The following is a 25,367-nucleotide window of genomic DNA, read 5'->3' as shown; positions in this document are numbered from 1 at the left end:
CCACACTCAAAAATCTTGTTATATCAAGGCTTTGCGATTAACTTAGCGCCATTCGGGAACACCACAAAGGTTATTGGTTGCAAATAATATAGAAATTTTACTTAAGTTCTGGGAGCAAACATGATAATTAAAACACTCACTAAAGCTAAACATACTCCGATTAAGTCGTAGCGGTCTGGAGTTACCCCGTCTACTTTCCAACCCCAAAGCATTGCCATTGCGATAAACACGCCGCCATAAGCCGCATACACTCTGCCAAAATTTGTTGGTTGGAGAGTTGCAATAACCCCATAGAAAGCTAAAGCAATTCCCCCCAATATGCCCAACCAGGACGGCTTACCTTCTCGCAACCACAACCAGATTAAGTAGCCGCCCCCAATTTCTAATAAACCAGCCCACAAAAAATACAGCAGGGACTTAATCATTTGACCGATTATTTAATAACATATAACTCAGTAAAATTACGCTAACGCTTTTAAGTAAACTATTGTCATTAATTAAAGGTAAGTTTGTTGACCAAATTGGGCATGGGGCACTTGTACTGAGCGAAGTCGAAGTATTGGGCATTGAGCATGGAGAAGAGACAAAGAAGACAAGGAAGTGAGGGGAGACAAGGGAGAGACTTGTTCAATAATCCCCCCTTCTTTCCTTGTCCCCTTGTCCCCTTGTCTCCCTCATCCCACTTGTCCCCTCATTTCCCCAATCCCCAGAATGTAGATAAGGCTCAAGGATGAAAGCACCATTACCTGACAACGAAGCCCTGAGAATCGAGGCAATTTTGCAGTATAAGATTCTCGATACGCCATCGGAAGCCACCTTTGACGATCTGACTCGTTTAGCCTCGTATATTTGTCAGACTCCTATTGCCTTAATTAGCTTAATTGATACAAATCGCCAGTGGTTCAAGTCAAAAGTCGGTTTGGATACCCCAGAAACACACCGAGATTTCGCATTCTGTGCCTATGCCATTCTCCAGCCTGATATTTTTGTCGTGCCTGATACAAGAGATGATGAACGGTTCGCGACAAATCCACTGGTGACATCTGACCCAAATATTCGGTTTTATGCTGGTGTACCTCTGACTAACCCTGAAGGATACGCACTCGGAACCCTATGTGTAATTGACTACGTACCAAGACAACTTAATCCAGAACAAATAGAGGCATTACGAACTTTAGGTCGTCAAGTCACCAAGCAACTGGAATTGCGCCGAAATTTAGCAAGTTTGGTACTTGTTACCAAGAAAAGCAACCAGGCACAGAGGGTAAGCAAGCAATTTTTTAAAAAGATTGCAGCAAGTTTTGGTTTGTCGTCGGTAATTTTAGTTTTGATTGGGGTGGTTTCTTATCAAAATACAAGAGTATTTACTAATTTTAATCGCAGTATAGTAAAACATACTTGTAAAAAACTTAACAGCCTAGAGAAAATACTGTCCCAGGTAAAGGATGCTGAGATTGGACAACGTAGTTACATCTTCACTGGAGAAAAACTTTATCTAAAATCGTATCAAACAGCACTTAGTAACGTCGATCGAGAAATTGCCAAGCTGAGGAATTTAACAGCAGATCAAGCGAACCAACAAAAGCAGATTGCAACGCTTGAATTTCTGATAACGCCTAAACTTACTGAACTAAAACAGACTATCGACTTGCGCCAGAAAAAGGGATTAGAGGCGGCGTTGCAAGTACTGCTGAAAAACGATCGAGAAAATCTCATGGATGATATCCGCAAGGCAATCGATGAGATGGAAAACGAGGATAGGGGACGAATCCGACAGCAGTCACAAGCAGCAAAGACTTGGACTCGGAACACAATTCTGACAATGGCGATCGCTATTTGCCTAAGTTTTATCCTTCTTGCTGTAGTCTACTACTCGATCTATCGTGAAGTTATTGAGCGGAAGAGGACAGAAGAAACCTTAAATCAAGAACACAACTTTATCTCAGCAGTCCTTGATACAGTCGGTGCGTTGGTAATAGTTCTCGATTCTCAAGGGCAAATCGTTCGTTTCAATCAAGCCTGTGAGCAAATAACTGGTTACTCCTTTGATGAGGTGAGGGGTAGGTATAGCTGGAACTTGTTACTACCTCCTGAAGAAGTGGAGCCAGTTAAAGCAGTTTTTGACCAGATCGTAACTGGTCAAATTTCCAATAATTATGAAAATTATTGGGTAATGAAAGATGGTAGTCGGCGGCTGATTGCCTGGTCGAATACCATCTTAAAAGACTATGAGGGCTGTGTTGAATACATCGTTGCTACTGGCATTGACATTACCGATGCCAAACGAACACAACAGCATCTAACTGCACAATATGCTGCAACCCGCGTTCTCGCAGAGTCCGCCACAATTAGCGAAGCAACTCGCCAAATATTGCAAGGAATCTGTGAGAGTTTGGCATGGGATTTGGGTGAAATTTGGATGGTAGATGAGCAAGCAAATGTGCTGCATTTTCTCGATATCTGGCATAAAGCATCTATTGAAATGCAAGAGTTTCAAATACTGAAGCGGCAAACCACCTTTGCACCCGGAATTGGACTACCTGGAAGGGTTTGGGCTAGTTCTGAATCCGTTTGGATCGCTGATATCGCTAAAGATATTAATTTGCCTAACTTCAAAATAGCTGCTCAAGTAGGACTACATGCAGCTTTTGGTTTTCCGATCCGCAGTGGTAACAAAATACTTGGTGTGATTACCTGCTTCAACCGTGAAATCCAGCCCCTTGACGAAGATTTAGTAAAAACGATGAATTCTATCGGCGAGCAAGTAGGGCAATTTATCCAGCGTAAACAGGCTGAAGAAGAAATACAACGCCAAAATTTGCGATCGCAACTATTTACCGAAATCACCCTGAAGATTCGTCAGTCTTTGGACATCGAAGAAATTCTCCAAATCACTGTCGAAGAGGTACAAAAGATTCTCCAGACTGACCGAGTTTTAATTTATCAGCTGATGCCAGATCAGTCTGCAAATACCGTTGTTGAAGCAGTAGTTTCTGGCTTACCAGCAATCAAAGAGCAAAACAACGCCGCCCCCTACTTGGAAGCAGAATATCTCCAACAGTACTATCTACAGCAGTACCGTCAAGGCAAGATTTTCGGACTGGATAACTTGGATCTCCTGGAAGTTGAACAAAGCCATCTGGAATTAATGCAACAGTTTGGGGTCAAAGTCAATTTAGTTGTACCCATTCTTGTTAAAGAAGAACTTCGCGGTTTGCTCATAGTTCATCAGTGTGACGATTCCCACCACTGGTCTAGCTTTGAAACCGATCTTTTGCGGCAAATAGCCGACCAAGTAGGTATTGCTTTAACCCAAGCCCAACTATTAGCAGCAGAAACTCGTCAGCGACAAGAACTTGAAATTGCCCGTCGCCAAGCCGAATTAGCTTCTCAGACGAAAAGTGCCTTTTTGGCAAACATCAGTCATGAGATTCGCACTCCGATGAACGCTGTATTGGGGATGACCAGTTTGGTCTTAGATACTCCCTTAGACGAAGAACAGCGAGATTTTATTGAAATAATTCGGAGTAGTGGAGACGCTCTTTTAAGTTTGATCAACGAGATTTTGGATCTTTCCAAACTTGAGGCTGGAGAGATGGCTCTCGAAACTCTCGATTTTGACCTATCCACTTGTGTGGAAGAAGTGGTGGAATTATTGGCTCCCTCAGCCCATAACAAGGGATTAGAAATTGCCGCACTGATCGATCGCAACGTCCCCACTCAACTCAAAGGAGATACTGGTAGGCTGCGGCAAATTTTGATGAACTTAATCAGCAACGCCATCAAGTTTACCAGCACTGGCGAAGTATTAGTGCAAGCCGAATTGCGTTCGCTTTCTCCGACTACAGCCACTATCCATTTTGCCATTACAGATACAGGTCTTGGCATTAGCCCTGAAGACCAACGCAAACTCTTTACACCATTTACCCAAGTGGATGCTTCGACCACTCGCAAGTATGGTGGTACCGGTTTAGGATTAGCCATCTGTAAACAACTTGTAACTTTGATGGGAGGAGTGATTGGGGTAGAAAGTCAGATGGACAAAGGATCTAAGTTTTGGTTTGAGGTGCTTTTTACCAAACAAGTTGAGCCTGTTGAGCCAAAATGCGATCGCGGACTTTTGCAAAATCGCCGCTTATTGGTAGTGGATAACAACACTACTAATTATAAAATTATCTCCCATCAAGCTACTCATTGGGGAATGGAGGTAGATCGAGCTGACAGTATTGCTGCGGCTGTTAAAGTTATTCAGCAAGCTAGCGAACAGGGGAAATCATATCATGTTGTTTTGGTTGATATGCAAATACCCCAAACAAATAGCATGACAATAAAAGAACAAATTCCAGCCAATTCTGCAATTACTGAGATCCCTTTGATTATGCTCGCCTCTACTAATCAACGCGATGAAGTGCAACAGGCGCTCAAAATTGGATTTGCTACTTATTTATTCAAACCCATTAAGCCATCACGACTCCTTGATGCCATCATAAATATTTTAGAAACTCAGCCGGAATCAGAACAAGGATTTAGAGGCAAGAAGCTAGAGGCTACAGAAGAAATTTCGAGTACAGAAACTTCAAGCATTCTGACTTCTTCTTCTAACCTCTCTACTAAATCCAAGTTAAGAATTCTCTTAGCCGAAGATAATTTGGTAAATCAAAAAGTAGCACTAAAGCAACTCCAGAGTTTGGGCTATAAAGCCGATGTCGTTGCCAATGGAAAGGAAGTTTTGCAGCTATTAGAGAAAATTCCTTACGATTTAATTTTAATGGATTGCCAAATGCCAATTCTCGACGGTTTGGAAACCACAAAAGAAATTCATCGTTGGCAAGAGGATGCTTTTGCATTGGGTCATCGTCCTGTGGTGATTGCGATGACAGCTAATGTGATGAAAGAAGACGAACAAACCTGTCTCAATGCCGGAATGGATGACTATTTGAGTAAGCCAGTATTTAAAGAAAAATTGGCTGAGACTTTAGAGCATTGGACAGGTGTGATCGTTTCCCAGCAAGAGGCAGGTGTGTATGAACAGACAGTTTCCACTGACTTAGCAATTGATTGGGAACACTTGCATCGGATATCGGGAAATGATGAAGAATTTGAATTAAATCTATTGCAAATATGCGTTGAAGATATTAAACCCCGTTTAGAGATAATTAAAGTAGCGATCGCAGCTGATGACTTTGGGCAAATAGCACGAGAAACTCATCACCTTAAAGGTGCTAGTGCCAACATTGGAGCCACAGCTATGTACTTAGCAGCTGACAAACTAGAACAACTAGCTAGCGATCGAGACCTTAAAGGTACTACTAATTTACTTTTAGAATTAGAAGAATTTGTCAACTGCATTCAATATTTTTTAATTAAAAACAAAGTCGTGAAGGAGGCAGGAGGCAGAAGGTAGGGGGCAGGTGGGCACTGAGTGACTTGCCTACAGCAATGGAATAGACCTCTTGCAAAAGTCCCCTAACACCCCACCCCCAACCCCTCCCCGCCGGCGGGGAGGGGAGAATTTGACGTAAGTCAAAGGCGGGGTGGGGTTCTTTTTTTGATTTATGCAAGAAGTCTAATGTACAACGCTGGCGCTCTTGGATTATGCACCAAGTCAACCTGCTCTGTTGCTGGCTGAAAACCAAGATTGTGGTGTTGAGTTGAAAGACTGTCATGAAAGAAGGTACTGGTTCCCCTGCGCTCGTGCCAAATGCTGAAAAATGGTCGATGCTGTCGGGCGATGGCTTTCATTACACTACATCAAGGACAATTGCCCGATCCATCCCGACACTTGACATTATGTAAATAACGTACTACATTTGTAGTATGCAAGAAAAGCCTCCTCAAAAGCATTGCAATAATGCTTTCCTTGGGTCTGTAGCTCTAACGGTAGAGTTCCCAGATGTCACTTGTGCCCTGACAGAAAAAGCTTACATACTTGCTCAATGGTAGAGCGATCGTCTCTAAAACGATAAGTTGCAGGTTCAATTCCTGCGGTGTAACCACAGCTTTTTCAACTTGCATGAGGTGTGAGTGTAACTCTCACAGGGAGGGTATCGGTTCAATCCCGATCAGATCCACTAATACGAATTCGTAATGGGCTACGCCCCGCTTCTCTACGAGACGCTACGCGAACGCTAACGTAATTCGTAATTCGTAATTAAAAGAAGAGGTGATTGTAATGGTTCATATTCGATTTGAAGGACGTTCTGTTGATGTGCCAAAAACACAGTTGGGAATTGCAGCAGGGATGAATGATGTGGCGGTGAAGGAGCGGGTTGCTCGGCATTTAGATGTGAATAGCGATCGCCTTTCTGCTTACGTAATCGATCGCCGTCCTAGTGGCGATCTGATCGTTCGCCCTGAAGCTGTCTATGGTTAACTTTCAGAGTCATCCGTGCCCTAACACAAGAAGCATACATACACATTCATAACGGTCCTAAGGTAGTAAAGTTCGAGCGATCGAATAAGCGAAGCATGATTTCTAAGTCTCTCGCAGATTTAGCGTGCGTGCCCACTGCCAATATTTGGTAAGAGCGACCGTAGCTGTAAAAAGCTTCTTGAACTTGCACGGAATGACTTAAGACTTAATTCCGCGCCCTAACTTGTAAAGCCTACACACTCCGGCAACGGAATGCAGGTTCGATTCCTGTCGCTCCCTTTGATGGGAGCGTAGCCAAATTGGTATAGGCAATTGTGAAAAGTGCTTTGCTAACTTGTGCGGAATTTCAATTATTTGAATTGTATTTATCTATAACCTTTACTCAATACAGAGGTGAGTTCAATGATGTTAGCTAACTCATGTTTTATAACAACTCAATTAGTACAACTGCATTTAAACAACGTGAGATATGAGCGAACATCGTTTGAGCGAGATTGTGATTGAGCGTCCTCGCGGTGGGAGGAGAATTAGCCTCAAAAAGGTGACTGGCTTTAAGAAGCAATTATACAAAATCACCGAGGATGCAAGTCAGGATGGATTGTTGAATCCCTACCTGATTAAACCAATAAAAAAATCTAAGTATCTTTCAGACCATCTCGGCCCTCTGCGTCGGTTTTTGCGCTCAAAAGTCGGACAGCCTTGGAATGACGTTTACAGCCAACTGTGTCAACGATTAGATCCCAGCACAATGGCAGGACAGCATGTTATCGATCATGTGTGGGACTATGTTGAACGGTATGTAGATATAATTGATGGTGGTTTCTATAGCAAGCCTTATCAAGGGTATCGAACTCAGCTAGATACAAGCTATCGCGATCAGTTCTATATCCATCCTGAAACCGGAATTCTTTGTGCAACCGAGAAAATACCTCGAAAGCAGAAGCAAAAGCAGGAACAAACTGATATTGTCATCATTGATAATTATCATCAATACCAGAAGCTAAACGAGATTTGGTATTTAATTACCTTTGGAGATTTTCCACCGCCACCAACTCATTATGTGACGGATGTTGTCAAAGGTATAATTCATCGTTCTGCCGCAATGTATAGAGGTCGAATGATTTACGCTGTTAGTAAACAGCAGTGTAACAAGAAAGAAATTCGATTTATTTTAAATCAACTTTCTAAAACCTAAAATTTTCACTTCGTGCCCTAACTGGATAAGCTTACATACTAGCCGAATGGTAAGGCACTTGACTGAAGATCAAGCAACTACAGGTTCAAATCCTGTGTGTGAATCAACAGCTTTTTCGACTTGCACGAGGTGATCTTATTTCATTTCAATATGGAGGTGAGTACGATGAAAAAGATTAATTCTTTCAACATCGAGCCGGAAGATTTCGACGATTTCTGCTTTTGAACCATCGAGCAAACGTCGTCGTGGCTACCCATCTGAAAAAGCTGTCAAACGTGGCTATCGCCTTGTTCATGGCGACAAGGAACTACAGGAAAAACTTGGTAACAATGACCTTTGTCTTTGTGGTTCTGGTCGCTGCTTTCAAAAAGTGCTGTCGCAATAGCGGCAGATATGATGGCAGCTTACGGAGCTACTACTTTTAGGGAGTAGTATCAACGATTTCGATACATTACATCAAAACTGGCAGTTGTTGCCGCGCCCCGATCGCGGAAGCTTACATAACTCTGCACAAGTTACACACAATGCTTCCACAACTTGCGCGGTGACTTTATCACCTCGCGTGCAACATCTGCCTCCTCATCCATCACAACTAGAGGAGGTTCATAATGAATACCGCAGAACGTGACCTGCGTTTGGAAATGCTCAACAGTTTGCTGACAACTCCTCACCGCAAGCTTGAGCAAGTCGCAGAAATTCATCAGTTAATTGTTGAGCTCGATCCCATATTCTACGGACACCTAGCAATCTGGTATCAGCGTCATGGTGATGTCCGCGATCACAAAGAGGTGTTTGTTGCTCATTTGTTAACCAGCAATTTAACTGAACACCGAGATGCTGGATTTATGATGCTGCAAGAATTTCCTCCCTATCAAGTGGCTCGTGTGGTGGACTTCATGAAGCAGCAGCAGAATAAACTGCCTCGTTCTGCTCGGACTGCGGTGCGGCGTTATCTAAAGGTGCGGGAAAGCAATCCGGCTCTGTTCGATCGCGCTGCTCTGCGAGGTCGTAAAGCAATGAAGCACTTATATGCTTCACTGCACATCAAGCCAAATGAGCGGGCAAATGCGATTCTATTCCGCGATACTCCTCCAGAGGGTTCCTTAGCAAATGTGCTGAAGCAGCTTGCTAAGGCAGAAAATGCCGCAGAACAGGCACGGCTGATTGTGGAGTTCAAAATTCCCTACACGATCGCAATTGGTGCTATCAAGCAACTCACACCAGTTGTATTGGTGGCGTTAATCAACAGCATGACTCCTCAAGAAGCGATCAACAACCTCAAGTCTCTCCAGACTAGAGGTGGAATGGATCACCCACAAGTCAAGAAGCTGATTGATTCAAAACTGGAAGCAGCGTCTAAGAGTGGGCGTGTCTCAGCATTCAAAGCACAGATTGCCACAGATGCAGGAGATTTTGACGCAGACACCGTTGCCCAACTGGAAAAGGTGACAAACGAACAGGTGAAACGGCGTGGTGCGATCGCACGTCCAACTGCTTTATTGGTGGACAAGTCTGGTTCAATGGAAAATGCGATCGCGACGGGTTTGCAACTCGCTGCCCTAATCTCTGGTATCACTAAGGCAGAACTGTTTGTCTACGCCTTTGACACCATTCCTTACGCTATTACAGCAAAGGGCAAGGAGTTGAGCGACTGGGAGCGTGCCTTCCAGCACATCAATGCAGGTGGTGGTACTAGCATCGGCTGTGCATTGGAAGCAATGCGGAAGAAGAAGCAGGTAGTTGACCAAATCATCTTGGTGACTGATGAGGGCGAAAATGCGGCTCCTTACTTCGGTGAAGTTTACAAGAACTACTGCCGGGAGTTGGCGATAATGCCCAATGTGGTGATTGTCCGTGTGGGTACTAATTACAACTGGGTGGAGAGTCAACTGAAGCAGCAGCAAGCACCTGTAGATACGTTCACTTTCGAGGGTGACTACTACAGTTTGCCGAACATCGTCCCACTCCTGACGCGCCCCTCTCGTCTGGATTTGCTGATGGAGATTTTAGATGTGCCGTTGCCTGTAAGAGAAGATAAGTAAGTTCTAAAGTATGGCAATGTTTATTATTACAAATAGTAAGCATTGCCTAATTTGTAGATTTTAAATACTTGTATTTTGCTCAAGCCAAGCAACTAAATCAGATATATTTGAAAATACTAAAAAATCTTCTCCTAAGCTTTCTAATTGCTCAGTAGATAATACTTGAAGACGTTCAATTATTAATGAATCTATTTTACCAAAGCGTCTATTTAAAAGCCGTAAAGTATATTTTAATGCTTCTTTCTGTTCTCCCCTTTGTTCTCCCTTCTGCAAAATATCCTGATAAATTACTGAGTCTTGCATAAGATCCTCCTGCAATAATTGACGAATAAAATCTTTTCCAAACTTTAAACCGGCTAAAATCTCGGTGTAAGCAGCAGTATTTTGTCTAGTCTCGATATCTGAAATTTTAGCAATTTTCTCGGCTACCTGCGATAATAAAATTTCAGGCGAATTTGTTTGTGTTAACGGTGCTAAAGGTAATAATGCCAGATTGCTAAGAAATAGTGCTGAATCTTGCTCCCACATCCGTATAACTCGATAATGGTGGGTTGTTACTTCGCTGACATATTTATCAGTAAAAGCGATCGCGTCACTTGTCTCTTGTAAGAAAATCACTACTTGTGTTACAGGAACTTGATATTTACGTGTCAATCTAACGTAATAATCTAGCATCCTTAGAGAAATTGGTTTTTGGGATTTGATTGTGGTTTGAAATTCCAAGTGTAAAATTCGATTTTCTGTTTGCAGAAACGTTACTGAGTCAGCGCGTATGGGTTCGATGCTTAATTCAGTTTTTAAAATTTCAATTTTTTGTGGTTCTTGATTTAATAACCAACGGGTAAAATCAAGGGGATACTTTTCTGCAAGTATCTTACAAAGGTTATCATATTCTGCCATCTAAAAGATTACACTTGATTTATTTTATTCATTATTTTATATTAGATTGATTTTTGAACAGTTCAGCCGTATTGCCAGCGTCATAAATGAGAATTTCAGTAGAGTGATGAGCGATCTGAAGTGGTAGCGATCGCTCTATCCCAAATCTCTCTTTTCATCTCTTCCAATTTTATGTAGTATATTGTATTATATTAATATCCTGCGTGCCCCAACTCGTGGAGCCTACATACTAGTACGAGAGGAAAAGTAACACTGCCAAATGCAGTGGGCGTGTGTGAACAGGGAGTACGAAGAACCTGGGAGGTAGGCTCAAAAGTAGCCATCCTTGAAAGAGTGTGTAACAACTCACCAGCGGAGTCCCTCTAGTAACTGAGAACACGCAATGCTCCACCAACTTGCACGCAGAATTATATTAATTCGTAATTAAGAAAGTTAGATTTTACCACGGTTTTTAGGGTTGCATTGGTAGCCTTATTTTTGAAAATTGGTATTAGTTATGACTAACATATTTAAGCTAATCAACCAAATTGCGATCGCAGAAGCACAGTTACATACCACGCAATTCCTTGCGCCCTGCGTCAAAGGTGGACGAGTTCGCACACAGGTAGCCGGGATGATCTACACTTTCACGCCAAAGCCTAGTAAATTTGAAGGTTGGGGAATCTTTCAGGCTGTGGATGAAAAGACAGCAACGGTTGTAGAAGAAGCAGACTTACCCCAAATTGCAGAATATCTGCAACACTTTTCCCAAATACGACTGCGGTTAGCACACCAACTGCGGGGACAAACTTGGTTAGCATACCCCGTAAATGAAGTAGATATGCGTCAACGGTTGAAGGTAGTTAAGCCGATCACAGTCCACTTAGTTACCGAGGGCGTTACCTTTGAGCAAATCATTGCCCGATGGAATGGGCAGTCTTGCTGGTTCGAGGAAGTCGATCGCCGTACCGATCCGGCAATTTCTGAAACTCTGCAATCTGTCGTCAAGCAACTCATTCCTGCTGAAGAATTACAGTTTAAGGGCATTACTCCAGAAATGCGCACAGTGTATGAATTAGCAACGCGGCGCATTGAAGGCTTTACTCAACCCCAACAGGATGAAAAGCGATTGAGAAAGGCATTGCAAATGGGCGGCGGTACCTTAAATCAATTCCACGATCGCAACGATTACTGGACAGTCGATTGGACAACTGCGGATGGTGTTCGCCATAGTAGTGCGATCGCTAAAACTGATTTGACTGTTGTCAGTTCTGGTATTTGCCTGAGTGGACGCGATCGCGATTTTGACTTGCAATCCTTAGTGGGTGTCATGGAAAAACAAGAGTAGTTAATTACGAATTACGAATTACGAATTACGAATTATTATGAGTATCTTTTTTCACGAACAGCTTTACCGCACTAATGCTGTGATGACAAAGTTGAAAAACTATCCTGTAACAATTTGTGGGGCTGGAGCATTAGGAGCTAACATCGCGGAAAACTTAGCTCGGTCTGGTTTTGATAAACTTACAGTAATAGATCGCGATCGCATTGAGGAGCGTAACCTTTCAACTCAGCCTTACTACCGTTCTGATGTTGGAGCGTTCAAGGCGAAGATTTTGGCGAATAATTTATATCGAGCAATTGGTACTAAAGTTGATGCCAAAACAAAGGAATTGACACCAGCAAATACAAATCAATTACTTCAAGACAGCCAGCTAATTATCGATGTATTTGACAATAGCGTGGCACGTCAAGCAGTGAAAGATTATGCTGAAAAATTAAGCATTCCTTGTCTTCATGCTGGACTATCAGCAGATTATGCAGAAGTGATTTGGAATGACCTTTATCGCGTTCCTTCCAAGGTTAATGATGATGTCTGTGATTATCCGTTGGCACGAAACCTGGTGATGTTAACCGTGGCTGTGGCGTGTGAAGCGATCGTTTCATTCGTTGCCACAGCAGAACAGCGTAACTTCAGTATCACCCAGAAGGATCTGACTGTTCAATCTCTGTTTTTGTAGATTGTGTCGTTATCTCCCCACTCCCTACTCTCCTATATTCAGCAATGTCGCCATCGCCAACCGTTGCAGTTTACCGGTAGCACCACGAGGTAGTTGATCTAAAATGTGAATTTGCTTGGGAACTTTGAAGTCTGCCAGCATAGTTGCACAGTGTGCTAAAAGTTCTTTTTCACCAGCTTCTGCTTTCAGAACCACAGCCGCGTGGATATCTTCTCCTAAAGATTTGTGGGGGACGGCAAAGGCTAAGGCTTCGGCGACGGCAGGATGGCGCAGCAAGACATCATCCACTTCTAAAGGAGAAATTTTTTCCCCACCCCGGTTAATCAATTCTTTAATCCGTCCAGTCAAGCGGAGGTAGCCGTCTGTATCGACTGCACCTTGATCCCCTGTACGGAACCAACCGTTCACAAAAGCAGTGGCGTTAGCTTCTGGATTGTTTTCGTAGCCATCTATAACGTTGGGTGCTTTTATCACCACCTCGCCCAAGCTTCCCTGAGATAATAGGTTGCCTTCGGAGTCCATAATGCCTACTTCCACACCAAAGCCATAACCTACAGTACCTGGTTTCCTGACTTTTGGCGGTAGGGGATTGGTGGTCATTAAGTGAGATGCTTCAGTCATGCTGTAAGATTCCACCACAGGAGCATTCAGAGTTGCCTCTAGCTGTTCAATGATAATCGGCGGCAAAGAAGCACTACTAGAGCGAATAAAACGAAAGCGGTTTGCTTGGACAATTTCTGGGTTGCGGCTAGCGCGCGCCAAAATTGTCTGGTGCATGGTTGGCGCTGCGGAGTACCAAGTGGGTTTGTAGGTATCTACCAATTTCCAAAACTCCAAAGCATTAAAACCATTGGGACAAACTAATGTACCACCCGAAGCCAGAGTTGCCAGCAAACAGCCCACCAATCCGTGAACATGGAATAGGGGCATTAGGCAAAGTGTAGTATCAGCTGCTGTGAGTGAGTAAGCATTAATCAGGTTGCCAGCTGAAGCAATTAAGTTGCGATGACGAATCGGCACACGCTTGGGACGACTAGTAGTGCCGCTAGTGTGAAGAATCATCGCTATATCATCAGCGTTGGGGGCTGTGGGATTCGCGGATTCTGCTGGTTTTGAGCCTGTTTTGACTAATTCAAAGCTTAATGTGCCGTCAGTATTTACCTTGGCATTAATCAGCATCATATCGGGTGAGACACTAGCAATGGCTGCTTCTGGCCCCTCAGACAACGTAATCAGTGCTTTTGCTTGGGTATCTTGATAGTAAAAGGCAAATTCTTCTTGTTTGTATTTAGGATTTAAGGGCGCAGCAGTGCCAGATAGGGCAGCAGCCAAAAAGGTAATCGCCATTGGTGAACCGTTATTCATGGCAATGGCAATGCGTTCTCCCCGTTTCAATCCAAAGCTGTTGAGTTGAGATACCAGTCCAATAACATTCTCGCGTAATTGCTTATAAGTTAGCGATCGCCCTTCAGGCGTAACTAGGGCTGGATGATTGTCTTTTCCTACTAAAAGCTCAAATAAATTCATTAGTTTTTCCGACCTGTAAATACATGATTTAGCTTAAACAAAAAATTGTTACTTAGCTTTTAGCTATGAGAGAGTGCTAGAATGCTGTTATTAACAACAATATTTTAAACACCCTGATAATAATCCCTATGGCGGAATTTTATTATGGAGATCATCCTGTAAAATCATAAAAATGTACATTGAATAAATTTGTGGAGCTGCGCTCAAGCAGATAGAGTTATTAGCATTAATTCTCAAAATGCTCTTGGAGTAGGTCTTTGGATATAAACTAGAAGAAATTCGTTCAATAGTTTATATAAATAGCTGTGTACTCAATTTCCAAAACATATTAATAGTAATTATGAATCCTATAAAAATTACTATGTTGGGCGAAAGCTTAGAGCGCCAAGGTGGAATAGTTTCTGTGGAGAAGCTCATTCTTGAAGAAACTACCTCTGATATTGAAATTGAACACATTACGACTTTACCGAATGGTTCTACTTTCCATAAAGTGTTAGTGTTTTTGCAGGCAATGGGTGAGTTGTTTTGGAACTTATTAAACCAAAGAACTGACCTAATTCACATCCATGTTTCAGATAGAGGTAGTGCTTTTCGCCATTCAATTACTACTCTGATTGGTTGGCTATTTAAAAAACCAGTAATTATTCATACTCATAGTGCTGATTTTCATTTATTTTACTCTACACTACCTCAATTGCTTAAGCAGTGGCTAAGTTGGTCGTTTTGTAAATGTACCCGTTTCATTGTTTTATCAGATAGCTGGAAAAATTTTTACATTGAGAATCTTGGTTTGAAGTCAGAACAAGTTATTGTTCTCCCTAACCCAGTAAAAATTCCTGCGCAAATTCCACAGCGAATAGATTCCAAACAGATATTTTTCTTATTTTTAGGGCGCATTGGTGAGCGCAAAGGTGCTTTTGATTTAATTAAAGCATTTGCTTCTATGCCTGTTGCTCAACAAAGCCAAGCCAAGTTAGTTATGGCGGGGGATGGAGATGTAGAACAAGCTCGTAGTTTGCTCCCTAATCTAAATCTTACTGACTACATCACTATTCTTGATTGGGTAGATAAAGAAAAACGCGACGATCTTTTAACTAAAGCTGATGTCTTTGTATTACCTTCCTACAACGAAGGTCTGCCTATGGCACTACTAGAAGCAATGAGTTGGGGTTTGGCAGTTATCACTACCGCAGTAGGAGGAATACCCGAAATAGTTACTCAAAACCAGAATGGTTTATTAGTTAATCCGGGGAATATTCAACAATTGTCAGAGGCAATGCAATCCTTAATCGCAGATGAAAATCTGAGGCTATCTTTGGGAAATAACGCACGAGTCAGAGTTAAACACTTGGACATAAACAATTATCTTATATCTTTAAGATGCATTTATACAGCAGTTATCAATTGAAAACCATCTTGAGAAAAATAGCTGAAGTGACTTACACTATGTATTAAATACCGAACCGAACTTAAAAACGACGTAATTGATTCTGTATAAGGATAATAGGCGTTGAAAAAAGATGGATTTAATATTAGGAAAAGTCAAGGAAACGATAAAAGTATTATTCTTTTGTGGTTCGGATTATTCTAAACTTGGTATACTGGCTAATAAGTGAGAGAGGTGCAGAAATGAAAACTTTTCCTGAAGTGAAATTGTTTGATACAAGATTCCATAAAGTTAAAGTACAAGAATTAGTTGATTATTTAATAGAAGCAGCAAAAAGCCAAAAAAAGACAGTTGTAGGACATGTGAATATCAGAGCAATGAATTTTGCTTACGAAAAGTCTTGGTATCGAGATTTTTTGAATAAGGCTGATTTAGTATTTTGTGACGGATTTGGTGTAATGGTAGGAGCTAGATTCAACGGTTATTCAATGCAATCTGCACATCGGATGACAGCACCAGATTACATAGAAGATTTAGCATTAAAGTGCGCTCAAGAAAATCTTTCTTTATTTTTGTTAGCTGGAAAACCAGGTGTAGTGGAGAAGGCAATTACTAAGTTAGTAGCAATTGCGCCTAATTTACGCGTAAATGGACATCATGGTTATTTTGATAAATCAGGAAAAGAGAATGATTTGGTAATAGAAAAAATTAATAAATCCCAACCAGATATTTTATATATTGGTTTTGGTATGCCATTACAAGAACGCTGGATTTTAGATAACTTCAATAAAATTGAAACTACTGTATTTTTACCTTTGGGTGCTTGTCTAGATTTTTATACTGACTCTATATATCGCGGGCCGCGTTGGCTGACTGATAATGGTCTGGAGTGGTTAACACGCTTAGTTACTGAACCCACTCGTCTAGCAGACCGTTATCTTGTAGGCATTCCATTATTTTTTTATCGTGTAGTTAAACAGCGAATCACTCAAGGAATTATAACAAATCGCTAAATAAATTTTTTCTAAATTTCGCATTTGTTATGACCATGACTGTCCAAAAGTGGCCAATTGTTTCCCCTACCTCTGCTGCCAAGACTAGAATTAGAATTGATGTGACATTCTCCCAGTAGCCAAAGTGCCAGACTCTCTGCCATTAAGCGATCGCTATCTTGCTTTAATCGATGAAATTGTCGAAACCACCCTCAAGGGCAAAATTAGCTCTGTAGAACAGGTGTATCAAATATTGCTAAAAGGAATTACTTCCGGTACAGGGGAAGTCTTTGAGTTAGCTTTGAGCGATCGCCTGAATTCTCTCCAAAGCCAAGTAGATAGCGAAAAAGACGAACTCAAGAAAGCTAAGGCGACTCGCAGTTTGAGAGCCATTAAGACCATTCAAAGCCAATGGCAACGCTGGCAAGAGCAAAATAAAGCAACAGAAGCGATCGCCTCCGCAGCTACAGAAATCACCACAGCCCCTGCTGGCGATCGTCTAGCGACATTTATCCGGGTTACTGATCCGAATCTGAAGTATCCGCTAAATTTACAACAGTTACAGCAGTTATCAAAGGCATTGCAGCAATTTGCTCAGGCAGATGCTGATTTACAACAATTTTCCGAAGGGATTACCCGTGGTTTAGGTTCTTGGCAGCGATTGCAAGACAACTTGCTCAGTTGGATGTACGAGCAAAAGGAATCTCTGGGATTTGGTGGTGTACCGGGAGAACGTGGCCCTTGGGCAAGTTGGGCGAAACAACTCAATAGTGAATTACCCAAAACACTACTTCGCACCTTAGCTAGGGAAGAATCTGCAATAGAGTTTGCCGAGCAACAGCGCGGTATCACCCTCAGAGATTGGGTGGAAATGGCATTGATTTTACAGTTCTTGCAAAGGGGACTAATTAACTGGTTTGACCAACAAGCTTACGATGTTAAAGCGGGGCCAAAGTTGTCCATTTCCACTTTTTTGACCTTTGCAGTGATTTGGAGTCAGTTAGCAAGTGGTTTTAGGAGCATTGGGACAGTATACAGCGATGCCTGTTCTCAAATCATGCTCCAGATTTTACGAACCTTTGCCCAGCGTCCGTATTTTCCTTTTTACGGCGGGATTTTTGCTTCTTTTACTGGCACCTATTTACGAGATGCCCTAGATTATCTAGATGAACCGCTACGACGAGGCGAGGGAACCCAAGAAAAAGCACGAATTTTGACCCTTTTGGGCTATTCTCAGCGTGCTTTGGGACAATACCAACGCTCAATTGATTTTCATCAGCAGGCGCTAGAGATAGCCAGGAATGCAGGCGATCGCACCTGTGAAATTGCCAATCTCAATCACCTCAGCCGTACTTACGTGCAACAGCAAAATTATGCTGAGGCAATTAACTACAGTCAACGAGCATTAATACTGAGTCGGCAAGCAGGCGATCGCACAGGAGAAGCAAACGCGCTGGTAAATTTAGGTTACAGCGAAGTCATGCAAGCTCAGGAATTGGAAAACCTAGAACCCGAAACCTATGAAGCTGCAATTAATTATTTGGAACAAGGTTTAAAATTATCAGAAAAATTAGGCGATCTTCAAAGTAAAGCCTTATGTGTCAGCAGCTTAGGAATTGCCTATCTTGTAATTGGACAACACCAAACTGCAATTAAATATCTGGAAGATGGCTTTAAAACAGCACAAGTTTCCGGTGATTTGTATCTCCAAGGGCGGAACTTAGCTTATTTAGCAGAAGCTTATTATCATCTGCAAAATTCCGAAAAAACTGTTTACACGGGCTGCTTGGGAATGTATCTTTTAGAGCAAATTGCTTCTAGTGAGTGGCGTCAAGCAGCAGGATTACTGACAATTTTACAAGGGCAAATTGGGGCAGAAGCTTTCCAAAAGTTCTTACAGCAACATCGCCCGAAAATTATTGCGGTTATTGGTGTGGATGGGTACGATCACATTCCACAATTGTTAGAAGAATATCAGCGAGATATGTAAGGCTTTGAAACCCCTATTTCCTATCAGGCAATGGGGGTTAGGTTTGTGAGGCTTTGATGTTACCAAAAATACTTTTAAAACAACTTCTTAAGAGAAAATTGTGCAGATGGACATAGAAGATCGCATTGAGGACTTCCCACATATCGACTTCACGCTTGCGACCACCTCTTTTGGGTTCTGGAATCGTCTCACTGAGAAATTCATATTGTCCACGAGTCAGATTGCTGGGATATGCTTTACTCACCTTGCTCTCTCGGTGCTGTCTATATATCTATTCACAGCGTATACCGAAAGAGCTTTTTTACAAACTTACCGACTTTTCAAACACCCTCTTAGCAAATTCTTTTAAGTATATGCCTAAAAAAGAATTTTATGCTATGGCGTAACTGCAAACCAGCAATCTGCTTTTTAGTAGCATCATCTAGTTCTTCGTAAGCCTGAATCAAATTCACCCAATAGGTATCAGGGCCATTCTCAGGCAGTTCTACCCCATATAAAAATGAACCGCTAGATGGTGTAGGCAACCAGTCATGATCGATATGGGGTAAAAGTTTACGATAGTTGGGTGCAAGATTGACGGAACTTTCTTCAGAGGCAGCATTTGCAAGGGTAAGAACAAGAGGCGGCAGGTACGGCTCGGTTTCTCCTTTGCGGATATAGGCAGGCTGTTGGAGAATGTCGCCAAAGTAATTCGCAAACGCTAATAATTGCTCGTCAGTCAATTGTTGATTTTTGAAGATGAGGATGTGATGATCGCGCCACGCCTGTTTGAGTTGCAAGATTACTTCTGGTTCTGCTGCAATACTGGCGTCAACACCAGTAACAACTGCTCCTAAAGCTGCTCCACTAGGTGTAATCTCAATCCGTGTTGCAGTAAATGTTATAAAAATTTCTCCTTGTACTTTGTAGTTTGTAAGGAAGCGATGGTAGCTGTCAGTATAATACTGTAAATCTATCGATTTACAGTATTATATAGTGACTATATTTTTAGACTGCTGGAATCAAAGCAGAAATATTTAGTAAAATATATAGCAAGGTTATCCAGTTAAATTACGGGCTAAGGTGGGTGATATCTCTGACAATATTGAAGAGATAGACGAACTACGCTAATGGTTAATGCTTGAATCCCATTCTTTTGGTCAAAAAACAGCTGAAGCAGATCGTGTTTGCGATGGCGTTCCGCCCACCATAGGCGATCGCACTGTGCAGAACCTGAGTAATTTTCCTTTCCTTACTCAAAGAAGTCCTGCTGATTCATATAATCGTTTGAGCATTGCTGAAATCTTTGTACTATAATCCAAATCTGCTGACCACCGCCCTGATAGCTGATCGATTAATGGCGCAATCCCGCGTGTGACAAAGCGAAATCTGGGATCTACTACTTCTTGTACTAAAGGTTCTAAACTGGCGTAAGCTTTCAAATGTTGGATGTGCGCCCTGACTCCAATTCTGGCACTTGGAAAAGACGCAGCCTCCGAACCACCACCGATCGCACCTAAGCCTGCAAAGTTATTTTGCTCAGGTTTAATATCACCACCAAACCGTAAAAATCCCGTTTCTACACACATTTGGCAAAAGGCAATATCATAGTTCACTCCTTCTATACCTGCTTCTTCGCGATAAAGTTTGGGGATGTCAGGAAACTTTGTTAAGGCATTTTCATTATTATTTCTGAGGAATAATTGTAACTGTATTTCGGAAGTATTACCGTTTGACATTACCCGCGAAAATTGACCAGGGCAAACCGCCAAATTCGAGCGTAAGCTAACAGTACGCGTTGCTGCATCCCAACTGACTGCAACATTAAAATCTCGTAGTTCGATGGCTTTGACATAAACTATTTTGTGATAGGTAATTTTATTGACATTAGCTGCTTTTGAAAGGTCAATTCGTAGAAGGTCTACTAAATCAATGGGGATGTAAGCATTCCCATTAACTAAAATTCCTTGCTCGGTGTAACTTTGCCCATTAATATTGATATTAATTGGCGGATAATTTGCTTCGGCTGGAGTTCCAGGAGTGGGGTCAATTACACGACTCCAAGTTACCAATCCATCGACAATTCCCAAAGCAAAATCGCGGCGACGAGTTTGCAGCAAAGCCCGATCCTCTGGATTGCTGAGAAACCCGACTTGCATCACCAAAGCTGGCAGCGTTGTCTGACGACAGAATGCTAAACTACCCAATCCACTATCTGTATCTGGTTTGACTCCCCGATTCGGTAATTGGGGTACGCGGCGCAATAACCCCACTAGTAACTGTTCAGCATTGCTCTTGCGATCGCTATTATTAGTAATGTAGAAAACGCTAGCCCCACGCACAGAAGGGCTGTTAGCCGCATTAGCTGCAATTTCTAGAGCGACATCACCCCGGCGGCCACGAGAATTGATCCAGGTGATAGTTTGGGCGGCACTCAAGTCATCAGGAACCGCTAAAATTTCCAAACTCCGCGCTCTCAGTTCCGTGACAATCAAATCCCGGAGCAGAATCATTTCTTTTGCTTCACTTGTACCACCTGCGATCGCACCTTGATCTATTCCTCCCGCTTCTTTGCCTCCATGAGCCGCTGATATAAAAATACGCCCCATTTTCAGTATTTCCTCTGATAAAATTAAGTCTAAGCAATTGTATACATCATTCTTGGTCTGGCAACAAGAATATAATAGCTATCAGAAGTCTAAAGTCATTTGTCCTTTGGTATTTCTCCAAAGTTAATGACTAGTGATTGGGGACTGGGGACTTGGGACTGGCGATGAAGAAGAAAAGGGGGATAACCCATACCCAATAATGCCCAATGGCCCTTCAGGAGTGCTGAGTGTTGAGTTGGGAATTTCACTTATTTACTCAGAACTCGTAACGGGCTAAACCTTAGCTATCCGCAACTGTTGTGCCCAATCCCAAGTCCCCAGTCCCCAATCCCCAATCCCCAGTAACTAAGATATGCAAATCCCCCGCTTGCACCCAGACACAATTGAGGAAGTTAAACTACGGGCTGATATTGTAGATGTCGTCTCGGAATACGTAGTTTTACGCAAACGCGGGAAAGATTTCGTCGGTTTGTGCCCTTTCCATGATGAGAAATCTCCCAGTTTCACTGTCAGCCAAACCAAGCAAATGTATTATTGCTTCGGCTGTCAAGCTGGGGGAAATGCCATTAAGTTTGTCATGGAGTTGGGAAAGCGTTCTTTTGCTGACGTGGTGCTGGATTTAGCGCGGCGTTACCAAGTACCTGTGCAAACTCTCGAACCCGAACAACGCCAAGAATTACAGCGTCAGCTATCTTTGCGCGAGCAGTTGTATGAAGTTTTGGCTTCCTCCGCACAGTTTTATCAACACGCCCTCAGACAATCGCAAGGGCAAAAAGCACTTCAATATTTGCAATCTAACCGCCAATTCAAAGAAGAAACTATACAGCAATTTGGTTTAGGTTATGCCCCCGCAGGTTGGGAAACTCTCTATCGTTATTTAGTGGAAGATAAACATTACCCAGTGCAAATACTGGAAAAAGCGGGATTGATTAAGCCACGCCGAGAAGGGGGTGGGTATTATGATGTATTTCGCGATCGCCTCATGATTCCCATTCGTGATGTCCAAGGGCGCGTCATTGCCTTTGGTGGGAGAACTCTGACTGACGAACAGCCTAAATATCTGAATTCACCCGAAACCGAACTTTTTAGTAAAGGTAAAACATTATTTGCCCTTGATCAAGCCAAAGGTGGGATTTCCCAACTCGATCAAGCCGTGGTGGTAGAAGGATATTTTGATGCGATCGCTCTCCACGCTGCTGGTATTAATAATGCCGTCGCCTCACTCGGTACAGCCTTAAGCTTAGAACAAGTCCGGTTAATATTACGCTACACCGAATCGAAACAATTAGTACTCAACTTTGATGCTGATAAAGCCGGAACCAATGCCACCGAACGGGCGATTGGTGAAATTGCCGAACTAGCATACAAGGGCGAAGTTCAGCTAAAAATTCTCAATTTACCCGATGGCAAAGATGCTGATGAATACTTGCATAGTCACACTCCAGAAGATTATGGAGAACTGCTAAAAAATGCGCCACTTTGGCTAGACTGGCAGATTCAGCAAATTATTCAAGACCGAGACTTAAAACAGGCTACTGATTTTCAGCAAGTAACTCAGCAAATAGTCAAATTACTTAAAAATATAGCTAACAGCGATACACGCAACTATTACGTTTCCTACTGTGCAGAAATACTCAGCTTGGGAGATACCAGACTTATACCCCTAAGAGTCGAAAATCTGTTAACTCAAATTGCTCCGGCTGCGGCTACATATTCTAAGCCCGTATCAGCGAAGAAAGCATGGGGAGGTGGCAAATCCCCACTCTCCATTACTTCGGCTACGCTCAGTACAAGTTCCAACTCCCCACTCCCGACAGAACGCAGCCTTTTAGAACACGCAGAGGCATTATTATTGCGAATTTACTTGCATTGTCCCGAACAGCGTCAAATGATTGTTGACGAACTAGAGGAGCGAGATTTGCAATTTAGCCTTTCCCACCATCGATTTTTATGGCAACAGATTTTAGAAATTTCATCCGGTGATGGAGAGACGCAAAACTTTGCATCTCTACCAAATTTAATTTCCCGTCTCCAAGATCGGTTCTTAGAATTTGACAGCGAGATCGGGTTAATTTCCCATTTATTTCATGTGGATGAAAAAAACCAAAAAGAAATACTGCGGACTCCGCAAGTAGTTCAAGCTGCGATCGCTTGTATGGATTTAGTGATGCTTGAAAAACGCTATCGTCACTTTTTGGAACTATGGCAACAAACCGATCCAGAAGCTGAACCAGAGCGGTATCAATATTATTATCAGGCTTTCTACGCTGAAAAAATCAAGCTTCAACAAATAGACCGACAACGGTTATTTTCCATCACCGAGTTGTTGTAGCCTTGCACTCACGCTCCACCTAAATCTTGATTAGACTTTAATAGGACTTACGCAAAAACCCTCTCAAACTCTCATTCCTCTGTGAACTCTGCGCCCTCTGTGGTTCGTTTTCCCTTATCCGTGCGTAAGTCCTATTTAAGATAGTTCATCTTTCTTCTCTGTGTCTCCTCTACCGTAAGCCGCTTCTCTACGAGACGTTTTGCGAATGCGCCTACGTAAAAAATTGACTTTGCCAAAAAGTAGGGGCGCTACTGGCATATTCCAGCACTCGTTCTCATTATGACAACAGGTAAAATCTGATGTGATTGTTTGGTTTGAGTGGGCTAGGAAAGAGAAAATTAAAACATCCAACATCTACCTCTTAACTATTAAATATCCCCGCGTTTTATTGGTAACAACATCACTAGTATTCATCGCCGCCCAAAGTGTTGAGGCTGAAACCCAAACAGGAGGATATTTATAAGTCGATACGTCCAGAATTAGAAATTTATCCATTTTCTCGGAATAAGCTGCGATCGGAGAGATATGCCCTCCACCAGTTTGCCCTATCTGCGAACGGTCGTAATTGACAATTATGAAATCTTTATCGTGTTTTAAATTTGCTTTAGCTTGGGTACGGAATTGTTCTAACGTAGTGCTTGATGCATGATATATCTCCACAGTACGATTATGGCTTTGCACAAGTGCTGCTAGCTCATCAAGGCTCATACCAAAAAAAGTGACTAAATAAGGTGAGCGAACACTTTGAGCAACGCCATTGAAAAAACTTTCTTGATCAAGACGTTGATACGTACTTTCACCTTTGCCTAAAGCATTAAGCACCGTTACTCCACTGGCAACACCACAATAAGCGGGACGTTTTTGAGTTTCTAGATAAGTAATAAGTGGCGTGTAATCTTGTTTTATCTGGGTAGAACTTAATATTTTCTGCCCTACTGATGATTCTAAAGAAATCAGATTTTGTGAAAGTGGCAACCGTTTTATGGGCGGCGGTACAAATGCATAATATCCTACTGCTGCAACACCACTGATACCTAATAATCCAGTGACACTGGCTATAATCGCAGCAATTTGCCGAACTCGGCTCTTTACTTCATTAATCGGAGGTTTTATCTTTGTTACTTGCTGCTGAAAGCTTTTATTATCTTCCATTGTCTACTTTCTGCTGATTTTTCCAACGTTTTTAGTGTAAACAGTTAAAGTGGTTGTATCCCCAGCAAACCTGGTAAATCCAGAGAAGCGAGGTGTTGATAAGCTCGATCTATGACCCGCTTACCTCTAAGAAAGCCTGTATTAGCTCCAGGACAAATATACTGGAGAGTTTCTGGTGTAAAACGTTCTAACAATAATCGAATGCTCTGAATTTGCCTTGGCCAGTGAAAGGTTTTAGCTGTCCGTAATGGTACTGCTTGACCGTGCTGGTTAGGGAGTAAATGGCGACCAGAAAATAATATACCTCCAAGTTTACTGTAGTATAGACAAGATGAGCCGGGAGAATGCCCTGGTGTCCAAATTACTTGTGTTGTAGTATCAAGAGTAAATTCTTGTCTAAAAGTAGTTACTGTTAAGCCTGGTAATAAATACGCTTCTTGCTCTTGAATCAGCACCTCGCAGCCAAAGGCTTGCTGAAATTCAGCAGTCTTGCCAATAGCGCCGCGATGGGTGATAAATAGCCAACGCACGCCTCCATGCGCTCGCAAAAAATCTTGATTTGTTTTTTCTAGTGCAGGGCAATCTATGAGGATATTGCCTTCATTTCTTACAATAAAATAAGAGGTTCCCCCTAATGTGTCCCGATTGGGTGGAAAGGCAAAAATGCTCTCTTGTGCGAAGTCCGATTGCAGAGAACCTCCGCTGAGTACTTCGTCCGGGAAGACAGCCCGTGGTGGCTTAGTTGTATGACTTGGCTGTTGAGGTAAAGGGCACATAATAAAATAACTGACTAGGGACTAGGGACTAGGGACTAGGGACTAGGGAAGATTTGAATGGAAATTGGTACGCCAACCAAATCTTAAAAGAATTTCTTCCCTAATACCCA

Annotated in this window: 20 protein-coding genes, 1 tRNA gene and 1 pseudogene; 11 read left to right on the top strand and 11 right to left on the bottom strand. The window is 42.4% G+C overall.

Features of this window, described 5'->3' with window-relative positions; genetic code table 11:
* Positions 1 to 101: 101 nt before the first annotated feature.
* Entirely contained in the window at positions 102 to 425 is a 324-nt protein-coding gene (locus CDG76_RS20365; RefSeq protein ID WP_094350754.1) for a YnfA family protein, read from the bottom strand.
* Positions 426 to 730: 305 nt separating this feature from the next.
* Between CDG76_RS20365 and CDG76_RS20360 the strand changes: the two genes are divergently transcribed.
* Positions 731 to 5,404, top strand: a complete 4,674-nt coding sequence (locus CDG76_RS20360; protein WP_094350753.1) for a GAF domain-containing protein — start codon at positions 731 to 733, stop codon at positions 5,402 to 5,404.
* Between the two features lie 149 nt (positions 5,405 to 5,553).
* Here CDG76_RS20360 and CDG76_RS36320 read toward each other — a convergent pair whose 3' ends face one another.
* The gene (locus CDG76_RS36320) at positions 5,554 to 5,742 is read right to left on the bottom strand and encodes a hypothetical protein (RefSeq protein WP_143854127.1); all 189 of its coding nucleotides are present in this window, start codon (positions 5,740 to 5,742) and stop codon (positions 5,554 to 5,556) included.
* Between the two features lie 132 nt (positions 5,743 to 5,874).
* Positions 5,875 to 6,015 carry a hypothetical protein gene (locus CDG76_RS37465; protein ID WP_180277454.1) on the bottom strand — a complete coding sequence of 47 codons (141 nt, stop codon included), beginning with the start codon at positions 6,013 to 6,015 and terminating at the stop codon, positions 5,875 to 5,877.
* A 157-nt stretch (positions 6,016 to 6,172) separates the two neighbouring features.
* On the opposite strand from CDG76_RS37465, the gene CDG76_RS20355 reads away from it, so the two are divergent.
* The 4 genes from CDG76_RS20355 (at position 6,173) to CDG76_RS20335 (ending at position 9,610) form a co-directional block, all read left to right on the top strand.
* Complete coding sequence (locus CDG76_RS20355) at positions 6,173 to 6,373, top strand: hypothetical protein (protein WP_012407952.1); 201 nt, start codon at positions 6,173 to 6,175, stop codon at positions 6,371 to 6,373.
* Between the two features lie 469 nt (positions 6,374 to 6,842).
* Positions 6,843 to 7,568 (top strand): hypothetical protein, encoded by a 726-nt coding sequence (locus CDG76_RS20350; protein ID WP_094350752.1) that lies wholly within the window; start codon positions 6,843 to 6,845, stop codon positions 7,566 to 7,568.
* A gap of 32 nt (positions 7,569 to 7,600) precedes the next feature.
* A tRNA-Phe gene (locus CDG76_RS20345) sits at positions 7,601 to 7,669 on the top strand.
* A 507-nt stretch (positions 7,670 to 8,176) separates the two neighbouring features.
* Positions 8,177 to 9,610: a vWA domain-containing protein gene (locus tag CDG76_RS20335; protein WP_094350751.1), complete on the top strand. Its 1,434-nt coding sequence runs from the start codon at positions 8,177 to 8,179 to the stop codon at positions 9,608 to 9,610.
* 60 nt (positions 9,611 to 9,670) lie between these two features.
* On the opposite strand, the gene CDG76_RS20330 is transcribed toward CDG76_RS20335, so the two are convergent.
* Entirely contained in the window at positions 9,671 to 10,510 is an 840-nt protein-coding gene (locus tag CDG76_RS20330) for a DUF4351 domain-containing protein (RefSeq protein WP_094350750.1), read from the bottom strand.
* Between the two features lie 496 nt (positions 10,511 to 11,006).
* On the opposite strand from CDG76_RS20330, the gene CDG76_RS20325 reads away from it, so the two are divergent.
* Both CDG76_RS20325 and CDG76_RS20320 read left to right on the top strand, forming a co-directional pair.
* Positions 11,007 to 11,837 carry a hypothetical protein gene (locus CDG76_RS20325; protein WP_094350749.1) on the top strand — a complete coding sequence of 277 codons (831 nt, stop codon included), beginning with the start codon at positions 11,007 to 11,009 and terminating at the stop codon, positions 11,835 to 11,837.
* A gap of 37 nt (positions 11,838 to 11,874) precedes the next feature.
* Positions 11,875 to 12,513, top strand: a complete 639-nt coding sequence (locus tag CDG76_RS20320; protein WP_094350748.1) for a HesA/MoeB/ThiF family protein — start codon at positions 11,875 to 11,877, stop codon at positions 12,511 to 12,513.
* A gap of 24 nt (positions 12,514 to 12,537) precedes the next feature.
* Here the strand turns inward: CDG76_RS20320 and CDG76_RS20315 are convergent, their stop codons facing one another.
* Complete coding sequence (locus CDG76_RS20315) at positions 12,538 to 14,040, bottom strand: acyl--CoA ligase (RefSeq protein WP_094350747.1); 1,503 nt, start codon at positions 14,038 to 14,040, stop codon at positions 12,538 to 12,540.
* Positions 14,041 to 14,380: 340 nt separating this feature from the next.
* On the opposite strand from CDG76_RS20315, the gene CDG76_RS20310 reads away from it, so the two are divergent.
* From CDG76_RS20310 to CDG76_RS20300, 3 genes are all read left to right on the top strand, one after another.
* Complete coding sequence (locus tag CDG76_RS20310; RefSeq protein WP_094350746.1) at positions 14,381 to 15,448, top strand: glycosyltransferase family 4 protein; 1,068 nt, start codon at positions 14,381 to 14,383, stop codon at positions 15,446 to 15,448.
* 221 nt (positions 15,449 to 15,669) lie between these two features.
* Positions 15,670 to 16,440, top strand: a complete 771-nt coding sequence (locus tag CDG76_RS20305) for a WecB/TagA/CpsF family glycosyltransferase (RefSeq protein ID WP_190240911.1) — start codon at positions 15,670 to 15,672, stop codon at positions 16,438 to 16,440.
* 124 nt (positions 16,441 to 16,564) lie between these two features.
* Entirely contained in the window at positions 16,565 to 18,409 is a 1,845-nt protein-coding gene (locus CDG76_RS20300) for a tetratricopeptide repeat protein (protein WP_094350745.1), read from the top strand.
* Positions 18,410 to 18,518: 109 nt separating this feature from the next.
* Here the strand turns inward: CDG76_RS20300 and CDG76_RS20295 are convergent.
* The 3 genes and pseudogenes from CDG76_RS20295 to tftA form a co-directional block, all read right to left on the bottom strand.
* Positions 18,519 to 18,653, bottom strand: a pseudogene (locus tag CDG76_RS20295) (transposase); the annotation flags it as partial.
* Positions 18,654 to 18,741: 88 nt separating this feature from the next.
* The gene (locus tag CDG76_RS20290; RefSeq protein ID WP_442946383.1) at positions 18,742 to 19,212 is read right to left on the bottom strand and encodes a TauD/TfdA dioxygenase family protein; all 471 of its coding nucleotides are present in this window, start codon (positions 19,210 to 19,212) and stop codon (positions 18,742 to 18,744) included.
* 432 nt (positions 19,213 to 19,644) lie between these two features.
* Entirely contained in the window at positions 19,645 to 20,997 is a 1,353-nt protein-coding gene (gene tftA / locus CDG76_RS20285; RefSeq protein WP_094350743.1) for a hormogonium tapered terminus morphoprotein TftA, read from the bottom strand.
* Between the two features lie 352 nt (positions 20,998 to 21,349).
* Between tftA and dnaG the strand changes: the two genes are divergently transcribed.
* A complete protein-coding gene (gene dnaG / locus CDG76_RS20280) occupies positions 21,350 to 23,329 on the top strand; it encodes a DNA primase (protein WP_094350742.1) in 1,980 nt (659 codons plus the stop codon).
* Positions 23,330 to 23,464: 135 nt separating this feature from the next.
* Here dnaG and CDG76_RS39165 read toward each other — a convergent pair whose 3' ends face one another.
* From CDG76_RS39165 to CDG76_RS20270, 3 genes are all read right to left on the bottom strand, one after another.
* Entirely contained in the window at positions 23,465 to 23,587 is a 123-nt protein-coding gene (locus CDG76_RS39165) for a hypothetical protein (protein ID WP_262984348.1), read from the bottom strand.
* Positions 23,588 to 23,683: 96 nt separating this feature from the next.
* Positions 23,684 to 24,481, bottom strand: coding sequence for a phytochelatin synthase family protein (locus CDG76_RS20275; protein ID WP_094350741.1), 798 nt, complete (start codon positions 24,479 to 24,481; stop codon positions 23,684 to 23,686).
* 44 nt (positions 24,482 to 24,525) lie between these two features.
* Positions 24,526 to 25,257, bottom strand: a complete 732-nt coding sequence (locus CDG76_RS20270; protein ID WP_094350740.1) for an MBL fold metallo-hydrolase — start codon at positions 25,255 to 25,257, stop codon at positions 24,526 to 24,528.
* Positions 25,258 to 25,367 lie beyond the last annotated feature (110 nt).

This window comes from Nostoc sp. 'Peltigera membranacea cyanobiont' 210A (genome assembly GCF_002246015.1).
Classification (GTDB): domain Bacteria; phylum Cyanobacteriota; class Cyanobacteriia; order Cyanobacteriales; family Nostocaceae; genus Nostoc.
The sequence above is the reverse complement of the archived record's forward strand: the minus strand, read 5'-3'. Positions and strand labels throughout refer to the sequence as shown.